Source organism: Acidithiobacillus ferrivorans, assembly GCF_016250455.1.
In the GTDB taxonomy this organism is placed as follows: domain Bacteria; phylum Pseudomonadota; class Gammaproteobacteria; order Acidithiobacillales; family Acidithiobacillaceae; genus Acidithiobacillus; species Acidithiobacillus ferrivorans.
The window spans coordinates 1988723-2014081 of sequence record NZ_CP059488.1 but is presented as its reverse complement, the minus strand read 5'-3'; the positions used below and the strand labels follow the sequence as shown (position 1 = coordinate 2014081).

At 60.4% G+C, this 25359-nt stretch carries 22 protein-coding genes, 1 other RNA gene and 1 pseudogene; 4 read left to right on the top strand and 20 right to left on the bottom strand.

What is annotated here, in order from left to right; translation table 11 throughout:
- Nucleotides 1–50: 50 nt before the first annotated feature.
- Nucleotides 51–962 (top strand): LysR family transcriptional regulator, encoded by a 912-nt coding sequence (locus H2515_RS10000; protein ID WP_198659995.1) that lies wholly within the window; start codon nucleotides 51–53, stop codon nucleotides 960–962.
- Between the two features lie 7 nt (nucleotides 963–969).
- On the opposite strand, the gene H2515_RS16085 is transcribed toward H2515_RS10000, so the two are convergent.
- From H2515_RS16085 to mrdA, 20 genes and pseudogenes are all read right to left on the bottom strand, one after another.
- A complete protein-coding gene (locus H2515_RS16085) occupies nucleotides 970–2178 on the bottom strand; it encodes a nitric oxide reductase activation protein NorD (protein WP_232821624.1) in 1209 nt (402 codons plus the stop codon).
- A gap of 2 nt (nucleotides 2179–2180) precedes the next feature.
- Entirely contained in the window at nucleotides 2181–2723 is a 543-nt protein-coding gene (locus tag H2515_RS16080) for a hypothetical protein (RefSeq protein ID WP_232821334.1), read from the bottom strand.
- Between the two features lie 11 nt (nucleotides 2724–2734).
- Nucleotides 2735–3247 carry a hypothetical protein gene (locus tag H2515_RS16075; protein WP_232821332.1) on the bottom strand — a complete coding sequence of 171 codons (513 nt, stop codon included), beginning with the start codon at nucleotides 3245–3247 and terminating at the stop codon, nucleotides 2735–2737.
- A 22-nt stretch (nucleotides 3248–3269) separates the two neighbouring features.
- Nucleotides 3270–4088 (bottom strand): CbbQ/NirQ/NorQ/GpvN family protein, encoded by an 819-nt coding sequence (locus H2515_RS09990; protein ID WP_198659994.1) that lies wholly within the window; start codon nucleotides 4086–4088, stop codon nucleotides 3270–3272.
- 142 nt (nucleotides 4089–4230) lie between these two features.
- Nucleotides 4231–5609 (bottom strand): annotated as a pseudogene (locus H2515_RS09985) (ribulose-bisphosphate carboxylase).
- 248 nt (nucleotides 5610–5857) lie between these two features.
- Complete coding sequence (locus tag H2515_RS09980) at nucleotides 5858–6355, bottom strand: NADH-quinone oxidoreductase subunit B family protein (protein WP_065413635.1); 498 nt, start codon at nucleotides 6353–6355, stop codon at nucleotides 5858–5860.
- Nucleotides 6356–6391: 36 nt separating this feature from the next.
- The gene (locus H2515_RS09975; RefSeq protein ID WP_065413634.1) at nucleotides 6392–7942 is read right to left on the bottom strand and encodes a hydrogenase large subunit; all 1551 of its coding nucleotides are present in this window, start codon (nucleotides 7940–7942) and stop codon (nucleotides 6392–6394) included.
- An 11-nt stretch (nucleotides 7943–7953) separates the two neighbouring features.
- A complete protein-coding gene (locus H2515_RS09970; protein ID WP_232821330.1) occupies nucleotides 7954–9411 on the bottom strand; it encodes a hydrogenase 4 subunit F in 1458 nt (485 codons plus the stop codon).
- Complete coding sequence (locus H2515_RS09965) at nucleotides 9408–10085, bottom strand: formate hydrogenlyase (protein WP_198659993.1); 678 nt, start codon at nucleotides 10083–10085, stop codon at nucleotides 9408–9410. Before H2515_RS09965 ends, H2515_RS09970 begins: the two co-directional genes overlap by 4 nt.
- Nucleotide 10086: 1 nt before the next feature.
- Nucleotides 10087–11028 (bottom strand): respiratory chain complex I subunit 1 family protein, encoded by a 942-nt coding sequence (locus tag H2515_RS09960; protein WP_065413631.1) that lies wholly within the window; start codon nucleotides 11026–11028, stop codon nucleotides 10087–10089.
- Nucleotides 11025–13007 (bottom strand): hydrogenase 4 subunit B, encoded by a 1983-nt coding sequence (gene hyfB / locus H2515_RS09955; protein ID WP_198659992.1) that lies wholly within the window; start codon nucleotides 13005–13007, stop codon nucleotides 11025–11027. Before hyfB ends, H2515_RS09960 begins: the two co-directional genes overlap by 4 nt.
- Complete coding sequence (locus H2515_RS09950) at nucleotides 13004–13639, bottom strand: helix-turn-helix domain-containing protein (protein WP_232821328.1); 636 nt, start codon at nucleotides 13637–13639, stop codon at nucleotides 13004–13006. Before H2515_RS09950 ends, hyfB begins: the two co-directional genes overlap by 4 nt.
- Complete coding sequence (locus tag H2515_RS09945) at nucleotides 13617–14792, bottom strand: DUF3322 domain-containing protein (RefSeq protein WP_065412862.1); 1176 nt, start codon at nucleotides 14790–14792, stop codon at nucleotides 13617–13619. The genes H2515_RS09950 and H2515_RS09945 overlap by 23 nt, the downstream gene beginning before the upstream one ends.
- A complete protein-coding gene (locus H2515_RS09940) occupies nucleotides 14789–18157 on the bottom strand; it encodes an ATP-binding protein (protein WP_198659991.1) in 3369 nt (1122 codons plus the stop codon). The genes H2515_RS09945 and H2515_RS09940 overlap by 4 nt, the downstream gene beginning before the upstream one ends.
- Nucleotides 18150–18770: a DUF4194 domain-containing protein gene (locus H2515_RS09935; protein ID WP_065412860.1), complete on the bottom strand. Its 621-nt coding sequence runs from the start codon at nucleotides 18768–18770 to the stop codon at nucleotides 18150–18152. The genes H2515_RS09940 and H2515_RS09935 overlap by 8 nt, the downstream gene beginning before the upstream one ends.
- 2 nt (nucleotides 18771–18772) lie before the next feature.
- Nucleotides 18773–20221, bottom strand: coding sequence for a DUF3375 domain-containing protein (locus tag H2515_RS09930; RefSeq protein WP_198659990.1), 1449 nt, complete (start codon nucleotides 20219–20221; stop codon nucleotides 18773–18775).
- Between the two features lie 26 nt (nucleotides 20222–20247).
- A complete protein-coding gene (gene ychF, locus H2515_RS09925; RefSeq protein ID WP_014028663.1) occupies nucleotides 20248–21339 on the bottom strand; it encodes a redox-regulated ATPase YchF in 1092 nt (363 codons plus the stop codon).
- A gap of 9 nt (nucleotides 21340–21348) precedes the next feature.
- Nucleotides 21349–21918, bottom strand: coding sequence for an aminoacyl-tRNA hydrolase (pth, locus tag H2515_RS09920; protein ID WP_065412858.1), 570 nt, complete (start codon nucleotides 21916–21918; stop codon nucleotides 21349–21351).
- A 6-nt stretch (nucleotides 21919–21924) separates the two neighbouring features.
- The gene (locus H2515_RS09915) at nucleotides 21925–22533 is read right to left on the bottom strand and encodes a 50S ribosomal protein L25/general stress protein Ctc (RefSeq protein WP_065412857.1); all 609 of its coding nucleotides are present in this window, start codon (nucleotides 22531–22533) and stop codon (nucleotides 21925–21927) included.
- Nucleotides 22534–22545: 12 nt separating this feature from the next.
- A complete protein-coding gene (mrdA, locus tag H2515_RS09910) occupies nucleotides 22546–24459 on the bottom strand; it encodes a penicillin-binding protein 2 (RefSeq protein WP_065412856.1) in 1914 nt (637 codons plus the stop codon).
- Nucleotides 24460–24546: 87 nt separating this feature from the next.
- On the opposite strand from mrdA, the gene H2515_RS09905 reads away from it, so the two are divergent.
- From H2515_RS09905 to ssrS, 3 genes are all read left to right on the top strand, one after another.
- On the top strand, nucleotides 24547–24786 hold the full coding sequence (locus H2515_RS09905; RefSeq protein WP_035194330.1) for a hypothetical protein: 240 nt from the start codon (nucleotides 24547–24549) through the stop codon (nucleotides 24784–24786).
- Between the two features lie 20 nt (nucleotides 24787–24806).
- Nucleotides 24807–25121: a cell division protein ZapA gene (locus tag H2515_RS09900; RefSeq protein ID WP_035194494.1), complete on the top strand. Its 315-nt coding sequence runs from the start codon at nucleotides 24807–24809 to the stop codon at nucleotides 25119–25121.
- 9 nt (nucleotides 25122–25130) lie between these two features.
- A non-coding RNA gene (gene ssrS / locus H2515_RS09895) (6S RNA) lies at nucleotides 25131–25311 on the top strand.
- Nucleotides 25312–25359 lie beyond the last annotated feature (48 nt).

Sequence of the window (25359 nt, the reverse complement as noted above, 5' to 3'; positions counted from 1 at the left end):
TATAGTGGCGTGCAGTATTGCGTTAGTTGCTGCCACTACAGGAAAGCACCATGAGCATGCATCTCACCTTTCGCCAGTTACAGGTGTTTACCGCTGTGGCGAAGCATCAGAGCTTTACGCGCGCGGCGCAGTCGCTTCATCTCAGCCAACCCGCCGTATCCATGCAGGTCCGACAGATGGAAGAGCAAGTCGGACTGCCGCTCTTTGAACAACTGGGCCGACAGATTTATCTCACTGAAGCGGGGCGGGAAATGGCGCGCTACAGTGCCGCCATCACCCAGCAGTTGGATGAGGCAGTGCAGGTGATCAATGACCTCAAGGGGTTGTCCGGGGGACATATTCATATCAGCGTGGCGACCACTGGAGCGTATGTCGCGCCTTATCTGCTGGCGGCTTTCAGTAAATTGCACCCGCAGGTGACGGTCAGTATGGATGTTGCGAACCGGGAGACCCTGCTGCATCAGTTGGCGGAGAATGAAGTGGATGTCGCCATCATGGGGCGGCCACCAGCGGGTTTGTCGCTGGACGCGACGGCTTTTCTGGAAAACCCGCTGGTGATCATTGCCGCGCCCGATCATCCCTTGGCTCGGGTCAGGGCGATTACTCTGGCGACGGTGGCGGCTTATCCCTTCATTATGCGGGAGTCGGGTTCGGGGACGCGGATCGCGGTGGAACAATTTTTCGAAAAGGCCGGAATTGCTCTGCATGCGAGCATTGAAGTCAGCAGCCACGAAGCGATCAAACATGCGGTGCGCGCCGGTATGGGGCTGGGCATCGCTTCTCTGCATACGGTGCGGGAAGAGTTGCAGGCTGGGCGTCTGGCGGTGCTGGATGTGCAAGGCTTACCCATTGAACGCCACTGGTATCTGGTGCATCGTCAGGGGAAGCGCCTTTCGGCGGCTACCCAGGTCTTCCGGGATTTTTTGCTGGATCAGGAAGCGGCACGCTTGTTGCCGGAGTAGGGGATCGTTATCTGGTCAGGGCGATAAATAGTTCCGGTAGTCTTTCCGGCAGCTTGGCAATGTGGTCGATGACCGTGTACTGACGACCGAAAATGTCGGCAACATAGGCGTCGGCCTGGGGATCAAGGCTGATGCAGTAGGTGAAGATGCCGTTGCGATCCATTTCGTTGACCGCCTGACGGGCATCTTCAATGAGGAGACGCTCATCCTGCACGTCGATGTCAGAGGACCGACCGTCGGTGAGTGCCAGCATCAGTTTCTTGTCGGCCTGGCGTGCCGCCAAATAGTGTCCGGCATGGCGCAGGGCGGCACCCATCCGGGTTGAATAACTGGCTTGGAGTGCCGCCAGGCGGCCCTTGACGGTGTCTCCCCAGGGTTCGGAGAAACCCTTGATGTGCTGATAACGCACTGCATGGCGGGTATTGGAGTTGAAGCCGGCAATCGCCAGCGGATCGCCAATTTGTTCGATGGACCAGGCGAGCAACGATACCGCTTCCTGCGATAATTGCAGGATGGTCTGGCCGTCACTACTGCCTTTGACGGGCGCGTTCAGTGATTCGGAGAGGTCGAGCAGCAAAGTGACGGCGATGTCGCGGCCCGCCGTACGATGGCTCATGTTGATGCGTGGATCGGGAGGGCTGCTGCTCTTGAAATCGATCCAGGAACGCAAAGCGACATCCAGATCCAGTTCGCTGCCTTCTTCCTGATAACGGATGCGCACTTTGTCCTGCGGTTTGAGCAGGTCGAGCAGGCGTTTTAGCCGTCTGGCCAGTGCTGCATGCTTGAGGAGCAGTTGATCTATCGTTGCGGGTGACGCCGAGGCGTGCAACCCTTCGTATAGGCTGACCCAGTCCGGTCGGTAACTCTGGCTTTGGTAATCCCACTCAGGATAGTGGCGTGGCGGCAGGCCCTGCGCTTCAGGATCCGGCGCCGTGCGGTGCTCCTCGTCGAAGGACTCTTCTTCGTCGCCCGCTTCAATGAAGCGCCACAGCCCGCGATTGTCGTCACGGTAGTTGATTTCGGTATCGGCGAAATGCATTTTGGCGAACTGATCGCTCTGGCGGCGCGTGGTGGTGACATAATCCAGTGCCAGCCGGGCCATGCTCGCCGTGTCGGCATTCCCGCCCGCGAGTTCCGCCTGGAAGCGCTCGACAAAGTCCTTGAGTACGGGGTTACGGTAGCCGTGTTCCGGGTCGAGCAGCGCTCGCAATAGCATCGTCAAGCGATGGCGCAGGCAGGAGGTGGTCTCTGGATCCAGGCCTCTTCAGCAGGTTTGGGGTGCAGCGCGAGGAATAGCGCCCGCAGGCCGGGATAGGTCTGGATGAGCAGGGTGTCGATGCGGGCATCCTCGAAAAACTCCACCGCCAGGCGCTGGAACGGGCTCCAGTTATCTGCTATCTGCGGCGTTGACCAGCGCCGGTGGCCGACCATGTGCGCCAGCGTCGCGCGATAACGGTCCAGGGCACGGGCGCCCGGCAGATCGTCCAGCACATCCGGCAGCCGCATACCGAGTGAGTCATAGTAAGGCTGCGGCTTGCGCAGCGTCGCAAAAGCGGTGGAATAGGGTACCAGTACTTCGCTGTCCTGCCACAGTCCGCGCAGATAGAGAACCAGCTTGCGTTCGACATCCACCAGCAGGGTGCCATGCCGTTCGCGCTGCATCACCGCCGGGCTGTCAGCCGACTGTAGTGAGAAGAAATCTTTTTGGCGTTCAGGGTGCTGGAGATAATTACGCACGCCGTAGTTCACCCAGTTGCGCAAGCCATCCACCGTCAAGCACTGTAGTAAAGCGGGTGCCTGGCGCAGCAGGTCGGGTAGGCCGGGGCTGGGTGGGTCTGATGATGGCCGTGGATGGAGCCGGTGGTCCGTTCCATCATGTCGCGTAGCGTATTCAGGTAATCTCTCAGCAACGCGCGGCTCTGCAGGGCGCGGGTGACCGGTGCCAGGGTTTGCAGAAATCCGCCAATGGTGTTGCCGTTCGGCGAACGTTGCATGTGCTGCACCATCTGCATGACCGGCTCCAGAGCCGAATCGCCCAGCGCCGTGCCGATATCCGGCCACTCTTCGAGAAAAATCAGGACCGGTTCTTCACCCCGCCCGAGTTTGCAGAGCGTCCGCGCCGCATCGATATACGCGCTCATCCCCGCCGGGCTGAGGCTGGCGGCGGCTTTGGCGATACAATCGGGAAAGACCTCGCCGACCCAGGGAAAGCGGCAGTCGAGCTGGTCCCGGTAGGCCGCTGCCAATTGTGGCGGCAGAGCGGTGTTGTGCAGGTGGTCAGTCATGGGTATCCCGTACGGCGATGTTTCAGGTGAAAGTCATGTCGATGGCGTGTTCCAGTGTCGCACGAATGTCGGCATCGTCGGTGATGGGCTGAACCAAAGCCATGCGGCAGGCCGAACGCGGCGCTACTCCATCGTCAATCAGCATCGCTGCATAGACCAGGAGCCGGGTGGAGATGCCCTCATCGAGACCATGCCCCTTGAGACGGCGGGCAGTGGCGGCCACCGTGACCAGTTGGGCGGCTATGGTGCTTGCCACGCCGGTTTCCTTCACCAGAATCTCGCTTTCCAGTTCGGCGTTGGGATAGTCGAACTCGAAGCCGGTAAAGCGCTGTTTGGTAGATTGCTTGAGATCCTTCATCAGCGACCGGTAGCCGGGATTGTAGGAAATCACTATCTGAAAATCAGCATGGGCGCTGATCAGCTCACCCTTTTTGTCCAGCGGCAAGGCGCGCCGATGATCGGTGAGCGGGTGGATCACTACGGTGGTATCCTGACGTGCTTCGACAATCTCATCTAGATAGCAGATGGCGCCGTAGCGCGCGGCCACCGTCAGCGGGCCGTCCTGCCAGCGGGTACCGTCTTTGTCCAGCAGCCAGCGGCCGACCAGATCGGCGGCGGTCATGTCCTCATTGCAGGCCACGGTGATCAGTGCTTTGCCCAGCCGCCAGGCCATGTATTCGACAAAGCGGGATTTGCCGCAGCCGGTCGGTCCCTTGACCATCACCGGCAAGCGCTTGCGATAAGCGGCCTCAAACAGGGCCACTTCGTCATGCTGAGCTTGGTAAAATGGCTCCTTGCCTACCCGATACTGATTGAGGATGGAGGAATCTGTTGCAGTCATGCGGTGCTCCGTTCTGGGTTCGGCGCCAGCGGCGCCAAACGGGAAAAGGTGGATTTTAAAACAGGCTGCGGGACCTCGCTTGCAATAAAAACGCCCCCGGATGGGAGCGTTTTCACCCGCTTTACCGGAACCGGTCGAGGGCCTACTTGTGTACGCCCAGTTTTTCGCGCCAGCCTGGGTAGAGCTTGTCGGCATCACCGGGGAAGGACTCGAAGGCCCGTGCGAATTCCTGGTGCTCCCTGGCGTACGCAATGGGATCAGCTCCCGCCTTCCAGCATTCGTAAGCCTGCCGCAGGGAGACCGCGCCAGCCGCCGGGCTGTCGATATGACCGTAGGCGCCGCCACCTGCCGTGTTGATCACGTTGCGGTGGCCGAGATTCTCGAAGAAACCGGGCAGGCGCAGGGCATTCATGCCGCCGGAGATGATGGGCGTGGTGGGCTTCATGCCGTACCACTCCTGATGGTAGACGGGGCCGTCACAACTGTCGCGCTCGATCATGTAGGCGATGTTGCGGTCGTCAGCACCGCCCTCCATCTTGCCGTAGCCATGGTGCCCACATGAATACCGGAGGCACCCTGCAGGCGGGCCATTTTAGCCAGCACGAAGGCGGTGTAGCCGCGATTGGCGCTGGGCGAGGTGATCATGCCGTGTCCGGCGCGATGGTAGTGCAGATACTGCCCGGGGTACTGGCGGCGCGCCGTAGTGATCATGCCGGGGCCACCCACGAAACCATCCACCAGAAAGGCCAGTTTGTCGGCATCGGGACCGAAGGTTTCCAGGGCGAAGTCAGCGCGGGCGCACATTTCGTAGTGGTCGTCGGCGGTGATGTTCATGGAGAACAGCTTGGCCGCACCGGTTTCGTCCATGGCGCGTTTCATGGCGTCATAGACCAGCGGGATGGTTTTTTTCACCGGGGCGAAGACCTGGTTGCCCTGGGGTTCGTCATTCTTGATAAAGTCGCCACCGAGCCAGAACTGGTAGGCTGCTGCGGCAAATGGTTCGGGGCGCAGACCCAGCTTGGGCTTGATGATCGTGCCGACAATATAGCCGCCGTTCTGGACCGGGCGACCGAGGATACGCCACAGATCAGAGATGTCCTTGGCCGGGTCGTCAAACAACTGGATGGCGCGCGGTGGCATGAAAAAGTCGATCATCTGCCCGTGTTCGATGTCGCCCATGCCCTGGTTGTTGCCGATGACCAGAGTCAGGAAGGAGACGATCATCATGCGGCCATCGGTGACGTTGCGGTCGAACAGCTCCAGCGGATAGGCGATGCGCATATCCTCGGCGGCTTCGTCGATGTGATAGACCAGGGCGTCCACGCCCTTGGTGAGGTTGTCGGTGGTCGATACTTCGACGTTGGTGCCGGTAGACGATTCTGCGGCAAAGTGGGCGGCAGCTTCGAGATAGCCGTGGCCCGCTTTGGACTTCATTTTATAGGCTACCAGAATGTGTTTGCCATTGCTTATAAGATCGTTTTCTTGCAGAGAAAGATCGGCATAACGATTAGATTGATCCATGATTACTCATTTTATGTGCATATTAAGATATGAAAAAATGTTTTTCGCCAGCTGCACAGTTGATTCGGCTAACGGATATTTACAAGCAGAATATTTTTAATAAAAAATCTGACCATTATAGCACCAACAATACTGGTAACATAAGCAGAAAAATATTATTAACCCAATAAGTAAAGCATTATGAATTACTTCTGCCCACGCTTTGCCGGGCAGTGCTCAACCTGTGAGGGTCAGGATCATAGCTCGTATCAGCGCTCTATCCGCTCCCCGGACACCTGCAAAAGTCCCCGCAGCAGGGCGTCAGGATCCGGCGGACAGCCTGGTACCTGCAGATCCACCGGCAAGACCTCTGCGACGCCGCCCATGACCGCATAACTGCCCTGGAACACGCCGCCGCAACCGGCGCAATCGCCAATGGCGATGACCTTCCGGGGTTCAGGCATGGCGTTGTGGCAATCTTGTAAGGCGGCGACCATATGGCGGGTCACCGGCCCGCTCACGGTGAGCACGTCGGCATGCCGGGGCGAGGCGGTAAAGCGAAAGCCCGCCTGCTCCAAGCCATAGTGGGGGCCATTCAGGGCATTGAGCTCCAACTCGCAGCCATTACAGGAGCCCGCATCCACATGGCGGATGCTGAGACTGTGGTGAAAACCGCTGGGGCTGGCGGAGGATGGGTCACGCTGTGTCCGCGGTGGTGTCTCTCCCACCCTTCCCAGCCGCAGGGCCGCGCGCAATATCCGGTACATTACTGCCTCCTTCCGGGAGTCGCCCGGGCGTCGTGCTTAAAGATCATGGCCGCTGTAACTCAGATTGAAAGATTTATTGATGAGCGGGAAATCCGCGACGATATCGCGCAGAACGGCCTCTTCCAGGGCCGGCCAGAGTGTCCACGACGGGTCCTGGGGATGACAGCGGCAAATATGCCCCTGTTCCATACGCAGCCAGAAAAATACCTCTCCCCGCCAGCCCTCCACCCAACCAATGCCTTCCCCCGTTGCGTCCCGGAGATCCAGCGGGTGGTACACGTTTCCGCCAGGCAGTCGACGGAGGATTTCCTCCTGCAGGCGCAGCGACTCGAAAATTTCCTGAAAACGTACGGCCATGCGCGCCGCGACATCGCCTTCTGCGGCGCTGGCCATCCGTACCTGGAGTTGGTCATAGGGGCTGGTGGGGAACTGCACCCGCAGGTCCCAGGCTTGGCCGCTGGCCCGTCCGGCGACCCCCATGAGTCCCAGTTGCGCCGCCCGTTTGGGGGAGATTATGCCGAGTTGCACCACCCGGTCGCGCAGGCCGCCGTGCTCGGCAAGGATTTCCTGCAGGCGCCCGACGGCGGTTTTCAGCGTCTGCCCGGTACGCTGCAGGGTTGCGACGGCCGCCACCGTGAGATCACCGTCCACCCCGCCCGGCAAGACTTGGTCCATGAGATAGCGATGCCCGAAATAGTGTTGATTCTCGCGCAGCAGGTCCTCTTTGAGGGCCTGAAACTGAGTCAGGGCGAAGGCCAGTCCGGCGTCGTTGCCGATGGCACCGAGATCACCGAGATGATTGGCCAGCCGCTCCCGTTCCAGGCAGAGGGCGCGCAGCCATTGGGCACGTTCTGGCACCGGCGCGTTGGTAATCTGCTCAATCGCCTGCGCATAACTCCAGGCATAAGCCACCGTACTGTCGCCGCTGATCCGTCCGGCCAGACGCGCGCCTGCTGCTACGTCCAGGCCCTGGAAGAGGCGCTCGACGCCCTTGTGCGTGTAGCCGAAGCGTTCCTCCAGGCGCAGGATTTCTTCCCCCAGGACCTGGAAATGGAAATGCCCCGGCTCGATAATGCCAGCGTGTATAGGCCCGACCGGAATCTCGTGGGTGTCCGGGCTGCTCGCGGCTAGGAAGGTGTAGTCGCGATCTGCGGCGATATCCAGACCTTCTCCAGAAAAATCGGTGCGCAGGGGAAATTGATCGGCTGGCCAGGCGGCATGCCGCAGCCAGGGGCGGGTATCGTCTGTCCCCGTCGCGCGGATGCCCAGCAGGTCATACAGGGTACGTTCCATGCGCAGAGCGCCCGGGAAAACGGTGGCCAGGCTCGGATAGGCTGCAATGGCGGGGTCCACGATCATTTCCGCGCGGATGATGCCGGTCTCGGACAGAAACGCTGCATGGACGAGATAGCCTGCTTCCGTGCTGCGGCGGTCCTCGCCCCAGAGCGCCAGCAGGCGTCCGCCTTGCGCACGGATGTTCTGGGCGGCGAGCGGCCAATACTCGTTGTAGAGGCGACCGGACCACACCGGTAACGGGGTGCCCCATCGCTTGAAATCCGTCAGTAGGCGCAGTGCTGGGTTGGGCATGATGGCCGTCCTTATCCGTGGAGGAGCAGGGCGGCATGCTGCATCCACTGGACCAGCGTCCAGGGGATGAACACCCCGAGCAAAATGACCAGGGCCAGTTGGATGAAGACCGGGATGATGCCGGTGGTGGGTTGGCGGGCGATACCTTCCGGGGCGGGCCCGAAGACCATTCCCTGCAGGCGCGGAAAAATTCCGGCAAAGGCTACACCCAAGCCCAGCAGGAGCACCGGCGTGAGCCAGGGCTGGTTCTGCAAGGTGCTGGTGATAATGAGAAATTCACTCAGGAAGAGGCCGCTGGGTGGCATCCCCAGGATAAAGAGCACCGCCAGCATGAGTGCCCAGCCCAGGACGGGGCTGAATGCCAGCAGGCCGCGGATGCGCTGTATTTCCCGGCTGCCGACACTCTGTACCGCTTGTCCGACCGAGAAAAACACGGAGGACTTGGTCAGGCTATGGCTGATCATGTGCAGTAAGCCCGCAAAACTCGCCAGTGGTGCGCCGATCCCGAAAGCGAAGGTGGCCAATCCCATGTGTTCAATGGAGGAATAGGCGAAAAGCCGCTTCACATCGCGCTGCCGCAGCATGGAAAAGGCCGCCACCAGCAGGGAGAGTAAACCGAAGCCCATCAGCAGCCGACCGGCGAAGTCCGGACCGAGGGCACCGTCCACCAGCACTTTGGCGCGCAGCACGGCGTAGAGGGCCACATTGAGCAAGAGTCCGGAAAGTACCGCCGAAACCGAGCTGGGGCCGCTGGCGTGGGCGTCCGGCAGCCAGTTGTTGAGCGGGCTCAGGCCGATTTTGGTCCCGTAGCCCACCAGCATGAAGATGAAGGCGATGGCCATGACCTGCGGCTGTAATTGACCGCGCACGGCTTCCAGATGCGTCCACAGCAACGCATCCGCACCGTGCCCCAGCACTTTCTGGGCGGCGAAATACAGCAGGATCGTACCGAATAGCGCCATCGCCAGACCGACACCGCAGAGGATGAAATATTTCCAGGCGGCCTCCAGGCCCTCCGCCGTGCGGAAGAGACTCACCAGCAAGACCGTGGACAGGGTGGCGCCTTCCATGGCCACCCAGAGGATGCCCATATTGTTGGTCAGCAAGGCCAGCAGCATCGTCGTAAGGAAGGTTTGGAACATGGCGTGATAGAGGCGGACACGCCGGCGGGAGAGCGACCAGTGGACGATTTCCTGCCGCATATAGCTGCGGGAGAACCATGCCGTGCTGAGTCCCACCACGCCATCCACCAGTATCAGCAGGATACTGAGATCGTCCACCATGAATTGTCCGTTGCCCGCGGTAAATGCGCCGTCGCGCAACACCCGCACCGCCAGCGCCAGGATGGCCAGTAGGGTTAGCATATTGATGCCGATAAACAGGGCCGCACCCCGGCGTCCGTCCCCCCAGAGGGCGAGCAAGGGGATGCCTGTCGCCGCGCATAACAGCACCAGTAGAATCGGCATCATTCCTCCCGGATATGTTCCAGATGCTGGAGATCCATGCTGTCGAAGGTCTCCCGTATCTGAAAAAAGAACACGCCGAGAATGACGAAACCAATCAGGGCGTCCAGGGCTACGCCCAGTTCCACGATCAGCGGCATCCCCAGGGTGGCGCTGGTGGCGGCGAAGAAGAGGCCGTTATCGATAGCCAGGAAGCCCACCACCTGGGAAATGGCCTGGTGCCGGGTGATCATCATCAGGAACGCGAGCAGCACGGCAGCGAGGGCAATGCCGACCATGCCGCGGGTCACCGCGCCGGTCAGGGCGGTAATGGGTGCGGCGAGGGAGAAAGCGAAGATGACCAGAGCGATGCCCGCGAGCAGGGTCAGGGGGATGTTGAGCACCACCTCGACATCGCCACGCACCTGAAGACGCCGCAGTAGACGATACAGGACCGTCGGGATCAGGATGGCTTTCAGGCTCAGGGTAAGGGCTGCGGAAAGCCATAACTCTGTTTGTCCGGTCAGTAGCGCCACCAGCGCTGTACCGGCGGCGAGGACTACCCCTTGCCAGGCGAGAAGATGAATCAGGGTGAGTAGCCGCCGTTGCGCCAGCATGGCGAAAGCCAGCAATAAAAGCAGGGCAGCGAGGAGCCTCAGCAGGGGGATGCCCCAGGTAAGCCCCTGTGCAGTAATCGTCATATTACGCCCCCAGCATGAAGAAGCTCAGGAGTCCGATGACCCCGAGCAGAAAAGCCGTGGCCATGAATTCCGGCGCCCGAAAGAGGCGCAGCTTGGCGAGCAGGGTTTCGACCAGTGCCAGGATAAGGGCAGCGGCCGCGAATTTCAGCAGCAGGAGCGGCAGGGTCAGGGGCAGGGCCGCAACTTCTGCGGCGGGCACGATACCCCAAGGCAGGAACAGGGCGATGCCGATGGACACATAGAGCACCAGCTTGATCTGTGCCCCCCACTCCATCAGCGCCAGGTGCCGTCCCGAGTATTCCAGGAGCATGGCTTCGTGGATCATGGTCAGCTCCAGATGGGTGGCGGGATTGTCCACGGGAATGCGCGCGTTTTCCGCCAGCAGCACCATGAAAAAGGCGGCAGCGGCGAAAACCATACTGGGGTGCAGGGCAAAGCGCAGTTGCTCCAGATGGGCGACGATCACGCTGAGCGAGGTGGATTGGGAGAGCAGGGATGCCGTAAAGAGTGTGGCCAGCAGGGCGGGTTCCGCAAGCCCCGCGATCAGCATTTCCCGATGGGCACCCAGAGTGGCGAAGGGCGTCCCCGTATCCATGGCCGCCAGCACCTGAAAAACCCGCGCCAGGGCGAACAAACCCACCAGGGCGATGACATCGGCAGCCGGTGCCAGGGGCAGGCCGGTGGCGAGAATGGGGATGATTCCGGCCGCCAGCCAGAACGCTCCGAAAATCCCGTAGGGTGCGAAGCGGAAGAGCCAGGATGTGCCCTCTGCCTGCAGGGATTCTTTATGGAACAGGCGATAGAGATCGCGGTAGTTCTGCCAGCAGCCAGCTGGCCGCCGGTTCTGCAGAATTGCCCGCAATGCCCGCAGCAGCCCGGCAAAGAGTGGCGCGAGAAATGCCACCAGCAATACCTGTGCCACTTCCAGCAGTAGGGCGGTCATCGCCAGAGCGCCAGCAGGATCAGCAGGGTCAGAAAACTGTAAAGCAGATACAGGGTGATGCGACCCTGCTGCAGGCGCAACACCTGAGTCGATATAAATAAGACGATGTGGTTCAATGGTTTATACATGATACGGTACACCGGTTCGCCGATCCGTAACTGCCAGCGGCCGGTATCGTCCGTCTCCCGCTCCGCCTGATACAGCGGGGCGAATATGCGCAGAAGGGGTTGCGCAAAGCCCATGGGACTATCCTGCATGGCTGGCGTCCGAACGGGAAAGCCACAGGCCCAGGCCGGCACGCGCCGCAAGGGTCGGCCAAAGAAACTCCAGATCAGGAGAAAACTCAGACCGAGGGCGGTCGCCATGCCGAGGAAGAAAATCACCGGGCTGTAACTGGCGCGTTGTGCGGAGACCGGGGTCAGCCACAGCCCTTGCTGGACGGCGAAACCCTGACCGAGCATCTCCAGCAACACGGGATGCAGCAGATTCAACAGGACACCCGGAAAAAGTCCGAGGAAAATGCAGGCGACACTCAGCAGGGCCATGGCCGATCGTTCCCAGCGTCCGGCCTCGTGGACATGCTGGGTGCTGCGCGCCTGGCCGAGAAAGGCGATGCCGTAAAACTTGACCATGACATAGGCCGCCAGAGCGACCGCCAGCACCACGCCGGAGGCCGCCAACGGTAAGACCGCACTGAGGGTGCTTTGCGGCAGGGCGGGGGAGAGCAGAAAGGCTTGCAGGAGCAGCCATTCGGAGGCAAAGCCGTTGAGCGGGGGTAAGCCGGCGATGGCGAGGGTGCCCAGGAGCATAAAAAATGCGGTCTGGGGCATCTGCCGGATCAGGCCGCCCAGGCGATCCATGGCCACGCTGCCGGCTCCGTGCAGCACGCTGCCACTGCCGAGAAAAAGCAGTCCCTTGAAGAAAGCATGATTCAGGGCGTGATACAGGGCGGCGGCCAGGGCCAGGGCTGCCAGGGCGTTGAGCCCATGTGCGCGGAAGATCAGGGCGAGGCCGAAAGCCACCATGGTCAGGCCCATGTTTTCTATGGAGGAATAGGCCAGCAGGCGCTTCATGTCGGTCTGGACGGCGGCGAAAAGCACTCCGAAGAGGGCCGTCGCGAGGCCCACCACCAAGACAAAAGGACCCCACCACATGGCCAGCTTGTCGAGGAAGAGAAAATCCACCCGCAACATGCCATAGAAGGCTATCTGCAGCATTGCCCCGCTCATCAGCGCGGAGACCGGGGCCGGGGCGGCGGGGTGGGCATCCGGCAGCCAGATATGCAGGGGGAGCAGCCCCGCCTTGGCACTGAAACCGAAAAAGGTCAGGAGAAAGGCGGCCGTTGCCCAGAACGCATTGAGGGGGGCGTGCAGCATGGCGCTGAATGGCCCGCCCTGGCTTATGGTCGCCCCGGCGAGGATGACAAAGCCCAGCAAAATGGCCAGCGCGCCCAGGTGGGCGATGAGCAGATAGAGGAAACCGGCGTGTTGGCTATCGGCTTTTTCATGTTCCGTCACTACCAGAAAATACGAGGCCAGCGCCATGCTTTCCCAAGCGACCAGAAAGGTGAAGGCGTTGGCCGCCAGCAGAACCAGCCCCATCCCCAGTAGAAAAACGTGGTATTGGAGCATCAAGCGGCGCAGTGCCGGCCCGGGCAGGGAGCGGAAATAGCCGGTGGCAAACAGCGCTACCGCGCAGGCCAGCAGTCCCAGCAGGATCAGGAAAAATCCCGAGAGGGGATCGATCTGGAAAGACCAGGGCAGCGCGGGGAGCGGGCCGCGCAGTTGCAGATGGTCCGGGGTGGCCGTCAGCGCGGTGAATCCGGCGGTGCTCAGGAGCAGGGCGACCATGCTGCTGAGGGGGAAGACCAGGCGGCAGGCGAGGGTCGGCCAGCCGCCCAGCAGAAAGCCCGATAACCCCAGGCCCAGCCAGAGCAGTAATGCCCCGGTGGCCAGATCCAGGGGCAGGCAGGAGATCACTGGGCTACCACCACCAGCAGAGTAGTCGCGTTGTCACCGTGGTTGTGCCAGTTGTGGGGTAGGCGCGGATCATAGTAGATGGCGTCGCCTTCTTTCAGCGCTGTCGATATGCCGCTTTGCTCAAAGGTGGCCGTTCCGCGGGTGACAATGGCGAACTCTTCGCCATCGGCGCTGGCGTAGGGGTGTTCACCACACTCTCCACCGGGTTCGAGCACCATCAGCAAGGGTTGCATCTTTTTTTGCGGCAGGCCGCGGGCCAACGGTTCCAGTGAAGCGTGGGAACCGGCGCTGTAAAACTTGCGGCGGTCACCGACGCGCATGATCAATGGTAAACCCGCCGTTTCTCCGTCATCGAAAATCGCGACGATAGGAATCTGCAGCGCCACGCAGATCTTCTCCAGCGTGGCGATGGAGGGGGAGTTCTGCCCGGTCTCGATCTGCGAGAGGGCGCTGGGTGAAATTTCAGCACGTGCCGCCAGCCCGCGCACGGACCAGCCTTTATCCTCGCGAAGCTGCCGAATTTTTTTGCAGACCTGTTCCATGGGCGGAGAGTGTACGTTAAAACACGCGCCATGTAATCTATTTTGGACGATGGTGATGAGCACTTCGTCAAAAAGACGCGGCGATGGCATCCTGTAGACGGCTAAATCTGATTCGCTCCTGTTCCAGTCGTAATCCGGGACGGAGGCGGTTGTCGCGGAGGATGTCGTAGAGGACGCGTTCGCTTTCGGTCAGGTGAGGCAGATCCTGTACGGTGGGTTTGTCTTCCTCTCCCCAGAAATCCTGATGCGTCATCAGGGTTTCTTCATCCATGAGCAAGGTCTGCACCTGCGGAAAGTACTTGCGCAAGTGGTTGAGGATGGCGAAGCCGTGGGTGTCGATGTCTCCCCAATAATGGATAGCGCAGCGCGTAAGCCAGTGGGCCTGGGACAGTGCGTCCCAGCCGTAACCCGCGCCAAAAATGACGATGGCGTCGGAGACGCGGGGGAAGGCGAGGAAGTTGGTCTCATTTTCGGTGATGAAAACCCTGCGAACCGGTAAATCCAGGGCGGAGAAGCTGGCGGCATCCAGGGTAATGTCGGGACAGAATGTGCCGGGGAGCAGCGTTATCCCGGCGTCCAGCAACCGAAAGCGGATGCGCGGCGCTTTATCGAGAAAGCCGTAGCGGGCGGCAAACTGGCTGATACCCCGATACTCAGGGGCGATGGCCTCTGCGGACAGGAGCGCATCGCAGAGTTCGGACAGCACGGTGCGGTGGCCTTCAATAAACTTGCTGTGGATGCCGGGAATATCCACTTGGCGCAGGTAGATACCGGGGCGGGGATGGTCCGCCATCCAGTCCAGCACCGCCAGCAGTTGTGGCCAGACGGCAGCGTAGTCCAGCGCCTGCAGCGGTTTTCGGTGCAGCCAATCCAGCAGTGCGGGGTGCCGGGATGCCGTCGATGCCCATATTGCCCGAAAACGCCGGGCATCGTGCTGCTTGCTGATCAGGGTGAGGGCATCTTCTTCGGTATCGACCCAGAGGGAGGCGGGCAGCCGTTGCGCGCCGAGCACCCGGTGCTGAGTCTCGCGCCATTCGATGCGGGTCTTCGGGATAGCGGTCAGGGCACAGATCCAATCACGGACGGCGGCGAATTGTTCGGTCAACTCTGCTGAATTCGGGCTTTTCAGGATCAGCCGCAGGGGGAAAAGCGTGACATCGGCGGTCAGCGCCCGCAGTAACTCCCCGCGCTCCCAGAGCCGCTGGAGTTGCTTGCGGACGTCCACCGCAGAGGTCCAGTTCACGGAGCGAGGTCTGCCTTGTGCGCACGGTATTCCGTGATAGACAGATTACGCAATTTGGAGTCCTTGCCACCTGCATTGTGCACGAAGCCGACGTGGGCGACGAAGGGTTCGATGATGTGGATTTTCTGTAGCGGAGTGACGATAAGTAGTTGCAGGTTGAGTTGCTGGAAGAGACGCAACCCGTACCGCGCCGACTCGTCGGAGCCACGACCGAAGGCCTCGTCAATGACCACGAAGCGGAAGGAGCGGGAGCGCACCGCGCCCCATTCCAGACCGAACTGATAGGCGAGACTGGCGGCGAGAATGGTATATGCCAGTTTTTCCTTCTGCCCGCCGGACTTGCCGCCGGAGTCGGTGTAGTGCTCGTGTTCGCTGTCATCCTCGCGCCAGCGCTCGCTGGCGGCGAAGAGGAACCAGTTGCGCACGTCAGTGACCTTGGCGGTCCAGCGGCGATCCTGATCGGACAAGCCCTCGCGGCCCCGGAAGCGGTCAATGATGCTTTTGACCTGCAAAAACTTGCTCTCGGAATACTGGGCATCTTCGGAGCCAGTCAGCGCCCCTTCGGTGCATCTGCGCAGTTCCGTCTGGAAGTCACGGGTCTCGGCATCGGGGCTGGGCTGGGATTCCAGTACGATATAACGACCGGGGTTGTAGTCGATCTGCGCCAGGGATTCGTTGATCCGGGCGATGCGTTCCTTGATGGTTTCGCGCTCACGGGCGAGTTGCGCGTTGAAATTGGCGATCTCGTTGATGGTGTTGACGTTGAGCAGATCTTTGAAGCGGGACTCAAAGCGCGGCAGGTCGTCACTGTTCAGGGTGTCGAGCAGGTTCTGATATTCAAAACCAGCAGCCAGACTGGCATCGTAATCCTCGGTTTCCAGTTTGTAGGCGTCCTTGAAGGCAGACATGGCCTTGATGATTTTCTCAGCCAGCCCAGCGATTTTTTTGTTTTCGCTATCCATTTTGCTCTGCAGCCACTGGCGCAGTTCCTGCTCGCGACCTTCGCAGGATTCAATAGTGAGTTGGTACTCACCGGACGGTTGGCTGCGCAGTGCCTCCAGTTTTTGTGACAGAATCGGGTCAGCGGTGTTTCCCGCCAGTTGTTTCTGGGTTTCCTCCCGCAGTTTTCCGGTATCGCTCCGGCGCTGTTCCAGCTTGGAACGCTTGTCTTTGGCGGCTTCCAATTGGTTCTCGGTGCCGCTGAGGTTCTGGGATGCGTCCTGTAACTGTATATTCAGAGACTTGAGGATGTCCGACGCCGATTCCAGCGCCTGCCGTTCGTTCTCCAGGCGGGCGATTTCCGTGGCGATGGCCGCCCAGTCCAGTTCTTCGTAGTTGTTGAACTCTTCCAACCGGGCGAGGGTCTGCAGTCGTTCCTCCAGCGCCCTGCGTGCCGACTGAATGGCGCCCAGGCGGCTGCCGATTTCACTGAGAAAGGTTTCGAGCTGGCGCTGGGTAGTTTCCAGCACGGTAATTTTAGCGGTGTTGCTCCAGCCCAGTACATAGCGGCTGCGGTCATCGATGGGGTGGCGGTCATCCTTTTCGTGCCGTCCGCCGGGGTCTTTGATCTGGCCGGCGCGGGTGATGGCGCGGGTCTCGCGGCGGAACTGCTCCGGGGTGCCGCAACAAGCCACGTCAAAGCGATGCGCCATTTCCCGTTGCAGCCAGTCGTAGAAAAGGGAATCGGGTTTGACAGAGAGTTTGCGGAGCAGGGAGTCCGGGTGCAGTTCGGGCATTTCGCCCTGCTTGCGCGGTCGCACATGGAAATAGACCAGTCGCCCGCGCAATTGGTTGCTGTCTACCCAAGCCGCCACATCGGCGTAGCGGGCATCGGGCACCAGTAGGGAGAGCCCGAAGTTGTGCAGCAAACGCTCCGCCGTACCTTCCCAGGCACTATCCTCGGGCCGCACCTGAAGGAGTTCACCGGTAAAGGGCATTTCTTCTTCGTCCACGCCCAGCGCTGCACAGAGGGCGCTGCGAATCTGGATTTGCCGGGTGTCGATGTTACTGCGGCGTTGCTTCAGGCTGGCGATTTCCGCGCTTCGGGTTTCATACTCCTCCCGTCCTTTGCGAAAGGCGAAATCTTCTTCCCGCTCTTGATTCTCCAGGCCAGTCGCCTGTTCCCGCAGGCGATCGCTGAGTTCGCCCAGTTGGCTGTGTTGTTCCTGAAAGGCCGCAGCATGCGCGGCTGGCGTCTCGGCCATCTTCTGGACGAGTTCAGCGTAACGGTCCGCCTTGTGCCGGCGGCGGTCACGCTCCTGCCCGGCGCGTTGAATTTCCAAGCGCAACTGCTCCAGCCGGTTGCCGCCGTTCTGGGCGATGGCTTGGCGGATGGCATCGACGGCCATGCGCTGTTCGTTGCGGCGCTGATCCAGCCGTTGCACCTGCGCATCCAGACGGGTCCAGTCTTCGTTGATACTGGTGAGGCGTTTGTCCAGCAGGGCCAGCTTTAGTCCGGCGAAGTGGGCGCGCAGGCCTTCGCGGCACTGGCGCAGATCATCGACCGCGCTTTCCAGACTCCGGTATTGCGCGCAGTCGGCCACCAGCGGTGTCAGCAGTTGCACCTGACGCTTGGCCTTGAGCACGGCGGCATGGGCACGGCTGAGGTCGTCGAAATGGGTGATGAGGGCACCGATGCGCGGGGCGACGTCGAAGGGTTCCAGCATGTGATTGCGCACGAAGTCGGTGAGATTGCCAACGGATTTCATGGAGACGGTCTGGTGGAAGAGTTCCAGTGCCTGGTCGTTTTCAATGCCGAAGCGACGGCGGAACCAGGCGCTGTATTTGGGAAAACTGTCTTCGATGTCGACGCCTTCGTCGCGCAGTCGCTTGCGCAACTGGCCAATGTCGGTGCCGAATCCGGAAAAATCACGGGTGATGGAGAGATCGCTTTCGGCCATGGCAAAGAAGCGGGCGGGCTGGCCTTGGGCATCCTTCATCCAGAAAATTTGCGCCAGGGTCACCGTGGATTCATAACCCGCATTATGGAAGACTCCGAGAATCACCGAGTAACTGTTCTGACCGCGCAGAGCCACGGGTTTGGCCGCTCCCGTCACCTCGTTGCGCTCCGATTTGTAATGCCCGAGTACGTAAGAGCGCAGGCTGCGCTCCTTGCTGTCGGCACCGGCGGCCTTGTTGTAGGCGATGCGCTGGGCTGGGACCAGCAGGGTGGTGATGGCATCTACCAGGGTAGACTTGCCGGAGCCAATGTCACCGGTCAGCAGCCCGTTCTGGCCGTCCAGGGTGAGGGTCCAGACGCGCTGGTCGAAGGTACCCCAGTTGAAGACTTCCAGCCGTTGCAGGCGAAAACCCGAGAGGGTATCGTCGCCGAGAAAATCCAGTTCCAGCGCTTGTGCTTCAATCATTGGCAGTGTCCTCTGTGCGGCCTTCCACGCCGCTGCATTGTGCCTGATAGTCTGCCAGTCTCTGGTCAAAATCTGCCAGCCAGTGCGCGTCGACAAAGGCCTTGAGGATACGCCGCACTTCAAAGCTGGCCGGGCCGCTACTGGTCTTCAAGCGGCGCAGAAAACCCAGCTCGACAATTTTGTTGATGTGATTCTCGATCTGATCGACGATACGGGTCTCGTTGCTGCTGTCGGGCAGGAAAACCCGCAGTAGTTCGACGATTTCCTCGCGACTCAGCACCAGACGGGTGTCTTCGCCGCCGGCATCGAATTCCGCCAGCTTTTTGCGCAGCAGGGCGAGCAACAGGCTCACTGGAAAAGACAGGGGCCGGCGGGCAATCAGGCGAGGCAGAGGGGTCACGCCCGGATCATCGGATTCTGGACGGCTTTTCAGAAAGGCATAGCCTTCCGCTTCGTCGAGGACCAGTTCCAGACCAAGTACGGAGATATAATCCCGCGCCTGCGGGTGCAGATTCAGCAGGTCGCCCCACAGGCGCTCGTTGCCCTCCCGGTAGATCACCCCTTTGAGGAGAGGAATAACGAGTGTGGAAAGCGTTGCGGCTTCTTCTTCCATCCTTACCTCATAAAAATGATACGCGGCAACTGTGCCGTTCTCTCAACGATAACATCATTCCGGTTGCGAGCATTCCAGTGAATCTGCTCGGGTGTGTCCTCATCCACCGCCGTTTTGAAGGCCTCGCTGCCGAGTTGCAGGTAGACTACCAGCTCCGCCAGCCCCTGGCGCAAGGGTTGAGATTCGGTTAGCTCGCGCAGGGTAATCTGGGAGCGCTCCTGCAAGGCGTGGCGGATGTGGCCTGTCAGTTGGACCGTATCCACGAACACCTGCTGGTAGAGCGCTGCGGCATCGACATCGTCTTCCCCTGCTTGCAGGGTGATTGCCGCAATCAGGGGCTTGAGAGTGGGGGTGTGCAAGGGTCTTTCCATGGGCAGTTCAATACGGACGCTCAGCTCCGCCATTTCCATGGCATCGACCGTCGGTGGATCATCGCGCAGGGCCAGCGCCTTGGCTTCGATGCCGTGCAGAATATCCATGATGCGCCGGTTTTCCAGCCAGGCCTTATCGTCCAGAAAGCGCCGCAGTTGTTGGGAGAGTTGCGCTACGGTGCGCTGGGTATGTTCGCCGGCCTCCAGCCAGTCGTAATGTACCCGCCGCATCCGGGCGTCGGGTTGGAGCGCCACCACCGGCCCCAGCCCCAGCACCTGGTCGAGCATCGCCGTCAGTTCTTCCTGCCGCTGGCTGGACATGAGGAAGTCCCAGAAGGCACGAAAGCTGCGCCCCTGATCGGAGTCTGCTATGGCATCGCGCTCCCCCATGATCTCCTCCAGTAGCGCCCCTTTGGCCCCTTCCCAGAGGGCAATGCGCTCGCGCACCCGCCGGTCCAACAAGCGGAAGTTATGCTCCACCTCGCGGAAGTCGCCCAACAGCTCTCGCGCCAGTTGCATGAATTGCTGAAAGCGGTCCTTAAGAGCGGTGTCGTCCAGCAGGGCAATGTCGCCCGCCAGGACCCGCGCGATTTCGGCATCAATCTCATTCCGCCGTTTCTGCAAGTCGGCCATACGGACAGCGGGATCACTCTCGCTGCCTTCGCTCATCTGTCTGAGCAGGTCGAAGAGGGTGAGCAGACGCGACTCCGTCCCGATAAATTGCCGTGCCGTGAGGCTGTTCAGCCAGGCGATAGCCTTCTCCGTGGCCGGAGTCAGGTCGAACTGGGGCTCATCACTGCCCTGGGCGTAGAACTTGCGTAGCCAGGACTTCTCCGGGCTGGCCCAGTCGTTGAGATAGTCGATGGCGTCTTTGGGAAACGCCTCCGGCCCCAGTCGCTGGCGCAGGGCGTAGAGTTCATCTTCCAGTGTCTCGGCCAGATCAGCGGCGGCAATAATGCGGACATTGGGCAGCACAAAGACCCGATGCAGAAAACTCGCCACCAGCGGCGCATGGTCCGAGCGCAGCAAGCGCCACGCCGGATGATAGTTGCGCAGGGCATCGAGAGTGGTGAAGTCCATGGCCTTCAGCCTTTTCCGGGCGTTCGCTACACGTTGAACAAGAAGTTCAGCACATCTCCATCCTGCACCACATATTCCTTTCCTTCCGCCCGCATCTTGCCCGCTTCCTTGGCCCCGTGTTCGCCTTGGTACTGAATGAAATCGTCATAGGCGATGGTCTGGGCGCGGATGAAGCCACGTTCAAAATCACTGTGGATAACCCCCGCCGCCTGTGGCGCGGTGGCGCCCACCGGGATGGTCCAGGCACGGACCTCTTTGACGCCGGCCGTGAAGTAAGTCTGCAGGCCGAGCAAATGGTAAGCCGCACGAATGATGCGGTTGAGGCCAGGTTCCTCCAGCCCCAGGTCCTGCAGAAAAGCGTTTTGCTCCTCCGGCTCCAGTTCTGCCAGTTCTGACTCAATGGCGGCGCAAACCGGGACGACGCTGGCGTGCTGTTCAGCGGCCCAAGCCTCCAGCGGCGCCCGCCAGGGGCCATCCTGTAACTCATTTTCAGCGACATTGGCAATGACCATGAGGGGTTTCATGGTCAGCAGGCAGAGGCTGCGCAGATGCTCTTGCTCCTCGCTGTTCAGGTTCAGACTGGCGGCTGCCTTGCCTTCATTGAGATGGGGCAGGAGGCGGGTCATGGCGGCAACTTCAGCCACCGCGTCCTTGTTGCCGCCCTTGGCTTGCCGTGCCACCCGCGCCTGCGCCTTCTCCACGGTACTGAGATCAGCCAGAATCAGCTCCGTCAGCACCACCTCCAAATCCGCCACCGGGTCTACATGGCCGCTCACATGGACCACGTTGGGGTCCTCAAAGCAGCGGGTGACCAAGGCAATGGCGTCTGTTTCGCGGATATGGGCGAGAAACTGATTGCCCAGACCCTCACCCTGCGCTGCACCGGCCACCAGCCCGGCGATGTCTACAAACTCCATGGTGGCGTGCTGTACCTTCTGTGGTTTGACGATCGCTGAGAGGGCCTCAAGACGGGGATCCGGCACGGCAACCAGGCCGACGTTCGGCTCAATCGTACAGAAGGGATAGTTCTCCGCCGCGATACCTGCTCTGGTGATGGCGTTGAAAAGGGTGGATTTGCCGACATTGGGTAAGCCGACGATGCCGCAGGCCAAAGCCATAAGAAACTCCTAATCGCTATGCAGAGTTTTTTGCGCCGCATCCGTGCGGCCGCTGAGAAAATCGGGAAGTACGCCGAGACTACATTCAATCGCCTCGTCAATCAGGGTCTTATCCGCTGCCGTCGGAGCGCCGAGCACATAACCGATGACCGCATCTTTGTGCCCTGGATGGCCGATACCGATGCGCAGCCGCCAGTAATCGCGGGTGCCCAGGGCACGGTCGAGATCGCGTAAGCCGTTGTGCCCGCCATGACCACCACCGCGTTTCAGTCGTGCCTTGCCTGGGGGTAGGTCCAGCTCATCATGAATCACCAGAATCCGTTCCACGGGCACTTTATAAAAGGCCGCCATAGCCTGTACCGGGCTACCGCTGCGGTTCATGAAATCCTGCGGCATACACAGCCCCAGTTCCAGTCCGGAAGCGCGTGCCGTAGCGGCCAGACAATGCCAGCGCTTTTCCATACGTAAAGACGCCCCGACCCGGTCTGCAAAGGTCTGGAGCGTCCAAAAACCGGCATTATGGCGGGTCCGGGCATATTCCGCACCGGGGTTACCCAGGCCCGCCAACAACCAGTCCATAAGGCCTCAGGCGGTGGTCTCCGGGGCTTCTTCCGCCTCGGCACCGGTACGCGGATTGTGGATGGAGACGATTTCCTTGTCATCATCATGTTGCAGGGGCAGGAGGATGACGCCTTCGGGCACCGTGATCTGGGACAGGTGCAGACTTTCCCCCACCAGCAGCGTGCCGATGTCGATTTCAATGGCTTCTGGCAGACGGCCCACCGGGGCTTCCACTTCGACTTCCACCAGGGCGCGGTGCAGTACACCGCCGGCCTTGATACCAGCACAGGTCGTCTCGTTCAGGAAGTGGATAGGTACGTGCAAATGCACCCGCTCACCGGCATGCACACGCAAAAAATCCATATGCAGGACTTCTTCCTTGTAGGGATGCATCTGAATGTCGCGGATCAGCGCGGTTTCTTTCCCTTTGGGGAATTCCAGGGTGATGACGCTGGTATAGGCGCGGTCATCGGGCAGCAGTTTGCGGAGCAGGCGGGCTTCAATGCTGAGGCCCAGCGCCGGCTTGCCGTCTCCGTACAGCACGGCGGGCACCATACCGGTACGGCGCAGGCGGCGGCTGGCCCGACGGCCATTTTCTTCACGCGGCTCGGCCGCAATCGCAAAATCTGTCATTTTTTGGACTCCTTATGGTGTCATGGAATGAGCGGGGCGAGGGTTGACAGAACCTTTCTCCCCAATAGCAAGGGGCGCATCATAATGCGCCGCGGGTTTTTCGGCAACCTTTTCTGGTGTTTTTTCATCGGGCTGCAAATAGGCTTTGATCACCGCGCGAGCCACCGGCAGGGCTTGCCAGGCATTGTGCCCGCCATATTCCACTACCACTGCGACGGCGATTTTGGGGTGATGTACCGGTGCCCAGCCGATAAAAAGAGAGTCGTTGTTATAGACCGTGTGGCCATTTTTATAACCCACCGGTACTTGTGCCGTGCCTGTTTTCCCAGCGATGGTAATGCCGGGAATGCTAATGGTATGGCAGGTGCCGGTGGTGACACAGGCCTCCATACCCTTATGGACGGCATGCATGGCCGCTGCCGAAATATGCAGATTAACGGGTTGCGCATGAGGAATGGCTTCTGTCTGGCCGGTGCTCTGGTTGATGAGCGCTTTGGCGACCTGGGGCTGAACCAGATAGCCGCCGTTGGCGAGGGCGGCGACCGCACGGGCTAATTGTAATGGCGTTTCCAGCAAATAACCCTGACCAATTCCGAGAATGACGGAGTCTCCCGTGTACCAGTGCGCATGCAGATGCTTGCGTTTCCAGGCGGGGGTCGGCACCAGACCACTGGCGCCGCCGGGCAGGTCGATGGGAGGCGTTTTGCCGAAGCCGAATCGCCACAGGGTCTTGTCCTGCAGGGCGATGCCCATCTTCACCGCGAGCTTGTAGTAAAAGACATCGACCGACCAGGCCAATGCCTTGGTCAGGCCGGTGTTGCCGAATCCCGCCCGGTTCCAGTCCCAATAGGTGTGGCCGCCGAGCTGATAATTGCCCGCACAGAAGGTATGAAAATCCGGAGGGATGATGCCTTCCTGCACCGCCTCTATGGAATAGAAAGGCTTGGCGCAGGACCCCGGCGGATAGAGGCCATTGTCCGCACGGTTCATCAGCGGCCGTTCCGGATTGTCCAGGAGGCTCTGCCAGTGGGCTTTGCTGATGCCGTCCACGAACCAGTTGGCATTGAAGCTGGGGCTGGTGATCATGGCCAGTACGGCGCCGTTGTTAGGGTCCAAAGCGACGACGGCACCGCGATAGCCTTTGTCTTTTTGTAAGGCCTCAGCCCCCGCCTGTTGCACGCGCAGGCGCAGATGGGTGAGCAAATTGTCTCCGGGCTGCGCCGGCACCTCGCGCAGTGTGCCCACCTGTAGTCCGCGCGCGTCGATATCCTTGATCCGATAGCCCATGGTGCCGCGGATCTGGCGTTCATAATAGCGCTCCAGGCCACTCTTGCCGATATAGTTGCGTCCGACATAATTGCGGGCGTGAAAATCCTGCAGATCGGTGGCAGTAACAGGGCCGACATAGCCGACGACGTGCGAGAACAGTGCATCATAGGGATAATAGCGATGCAGCAAGGCGACCACCCGCACGCCGGGTAGATTCAGCGCGCGCACGGCTACAGTGGCGATCTGCGTCGCGGTCAGATTGGCCTTGAGGACCACTGGATCGAAGCCCGGCTTTCCCAGGCGCAGTTCCTGAAAGTGGCGCATATCGTCTGCACTCAGGTCGAGCATCTGCTGCAGGCGCTGCAAGGTCCCCTGCAAATTGGGCACCTGGTCGGGGGTGATTTCCAGGGCATAGGTGGGCTGGTTTTCCGCCAGCACCTCACCATGCTCGGCAAGCACCAGGCCGCGGGGCGGAGCAACGGGGACGAGAGCTACGTGATTATCGTAAGCCAGGGTGCGGAATTTGGAAAAATGCAGTATCTCGAGGTCCATAACACGTAATACCACGGCGAAAATCGCCAACAGCATCAGTACCGTCGCGACGCCAAGCCGGAAGCGAAAGCTGCGATTACGTTGGTCAGGATTAGAAAGAGGCATAATCGGGAACGACCTGGTTCAGTTTGCAAATGGCTGGGGCGCTTCGTACACTCGGAAGCAAAATCCTTGGTGAGATGGGGTGGCGCAGTGTTGGAGTCCCGTTTTGAATCTCTGTTCGCAGAGCTGGAAAGCATTATAACGGATTATCGCGGCTTGCGTCGTCATCTGGAAGGAGACGGGCGTGATAAGCGTTCCCTGCAGAGCCTGCAAAAACAAATCCAGATGCTCAATGCCGAAAATGTCCTGTTGCGGGAACGTCAGGAAGGCGTATGCCTGCGCTTGAGTGAGCTCCTCGCGCAGGTGAGTCAGTGGGAAAACGAAGCATAACCATACCGATGGAGATGACCGTGCCAGAAATAATCCGCAGTTCCATCACCCATCACGTCAATATCACTTTGCTGGGGCAAAGTTATCAGGTGCCCTGTCAGCCCGAGGAACAGGTACTTTTGCTGGAGGCGGTAGCCTTGCTGAATCAGCAGCTCGAAGCCACCCGGGCCGGGGGCCGCACGATGGGTAAGGAGCGCGCGGCGCTGATGGTGGCGATTAATCTGGCCGCAGATCTGCAGCGCGCGCGCCAGGAATTGCAGGCGCGCGATGATCAGCTCAATGCGGTGGAGGCCCGCCTGCGTCGGCTGGTTGACATGGGTAAGGGGGCGGAGTAGCTTGGGTCTTGCTCCCTGCGGGGCGCGAGTAGCCGAGATGATTCCTGAACCAACATTGTCTATCCAGGGAGTCCTCAGTCATCATCGTGGTGTGCAGCTCCCTTGCGGAGTGGCCTGAAGCGATGTGTGGATTCCCACCTGTACATCAGGTTCTGGGGGTAGCGGGCTGCACGACCCAGGCGGGGGGTTCTTTTGTTTTCAGGGCTGGATGATATACCTGCGAAAAGCCCGTTACGTC

What these genes read in the sequence shown, in the direction of transcription:
- H2515_RS10000 (WP_198659995.1), top strand. Translation starts at nt 51, where the DNA reads ATGAGCATGCATCTCACCTTTCGCCAGTTACAGGTGTTTACCGCTGTG.
- H2515_RS16085 (WP_232821624.1), bottom strand. Translation starts at nt 2,178, where the DNA reads ATGCTATTGCGAGCGCTGCTCGACCCGGAACACGGCTACCGTAACCCC.
- H2515_RS16075 (WP_232821332.1), bottom strand. Translation starts at nt 3,247, where the DNA reads ATGACTGACCACCTGCACAACACCGCTCTGCCGCCACAATTGGCAGCG.
- H2515_RS09990 (WP_198659994.1), bottom strand. Translation starts at nt 4,088, where the DNA reads ATGACTGCAACAGATTCCTCCATCCTCAATCAGTATCGGGTAGGCAAG.
- H2515_RS09980 (WP_065413635.1), bottom strand. Translation starts at nt 6,355, where the DNA reads ATGTACCGGATATTGCGCGCGGCCCTGCGGCTGGGAAGGGTGGGAGAG.
- H2515_RS09975 (WP_065413634.1), bottom strand. Translation starts at nt 7,942, where the DNA reads ATGCCCAACCCAGCACTGCGCCTACTGACGGATTTCAAGCGATGGGGC.
- H2515_RS09970 (WP_232821330.1), bottom strand. Translation starts at nt 9,411, where the DNA reads ATGATGCCGATTCTACTGGTGCTGTTATGCGCGGCGACAGGCATCCCC.
- H2515_RS09965 (WP_198659993.1), bottom strand. Translation starts at nt 10,085, where the DNA reads ATGACGATTACTGCACAGGGGCTTACCTGGGGCATCCCCCTGCTGAGG.
- H2515_RS09960 (WP_065413631.1), bottom strand. Translation starts at nt 11,028, where the DNA reads ATGACCGCCCTACTGCTGGAAGTGGCACAGGTATTGCTGGTGGCATTT.
- H2515_RS09950 (WP_232821328.1), bottom strand. Translation starts at nt 13,639, where the DNA reads ATGCCATCGCCGCGTCTTTTTGACGAAGTGCTCATCACCATCGTCCAA.
- H2515_RS09940 (WP_198659991.1), bottom strand. Translation starts at nt 18,157, where the DNA reads ATGATTGAAGCACAAGCGCTGGAACTGGATTTTCTCGGCGACGATACC.
- H2515_RS09935 (WP_065412860.1), bottom strand. Translation starts at nt 18,770, where the DNA reads ATGGAAGAAGAAGCCGCAACGCTTTCCACACTCGTTATTCCTCTCCTC.
- H2515_RS09930 (WP_198659990.1), bottom strand. Translation starts at nt 20,221, where the DNA reads ATGGACTTCACCACTCTCGATGCCCTGCGCAACTATCATCCGGCGTGG.
- ychF (WP_014028663.1), bottom strand. Translation starts at nt 21,339, where the DNA reads ATGGCTTTGGCCTGCGGCATCGTCGGCTTACCCAATGTCGGCAAATCC.
- pth (WP_065412858.1), bottom strand. Translation starts at nt 21,918, where the DNA reads ATGGACTGGTTGTTGGCGGGCCTGGGTAACCCCGGTGCGGAATATGCC.
- H2515_RS09915 (WP_065412857.1), bottom strand. Translation starts at nt 22,533, where the DNA reads ATGACAGATTTTGCGATTGCGGCCGAGCCGCGTGAAGAAAATGGCCGT.
- mrdA (WP_065412856.1), bottom strand. Translation starts at nt 24,459, where the DNA reads ATGCCTCTTTCTAATCCTGACCAACGTAATCGCAGCTTTCGCTTCCGG.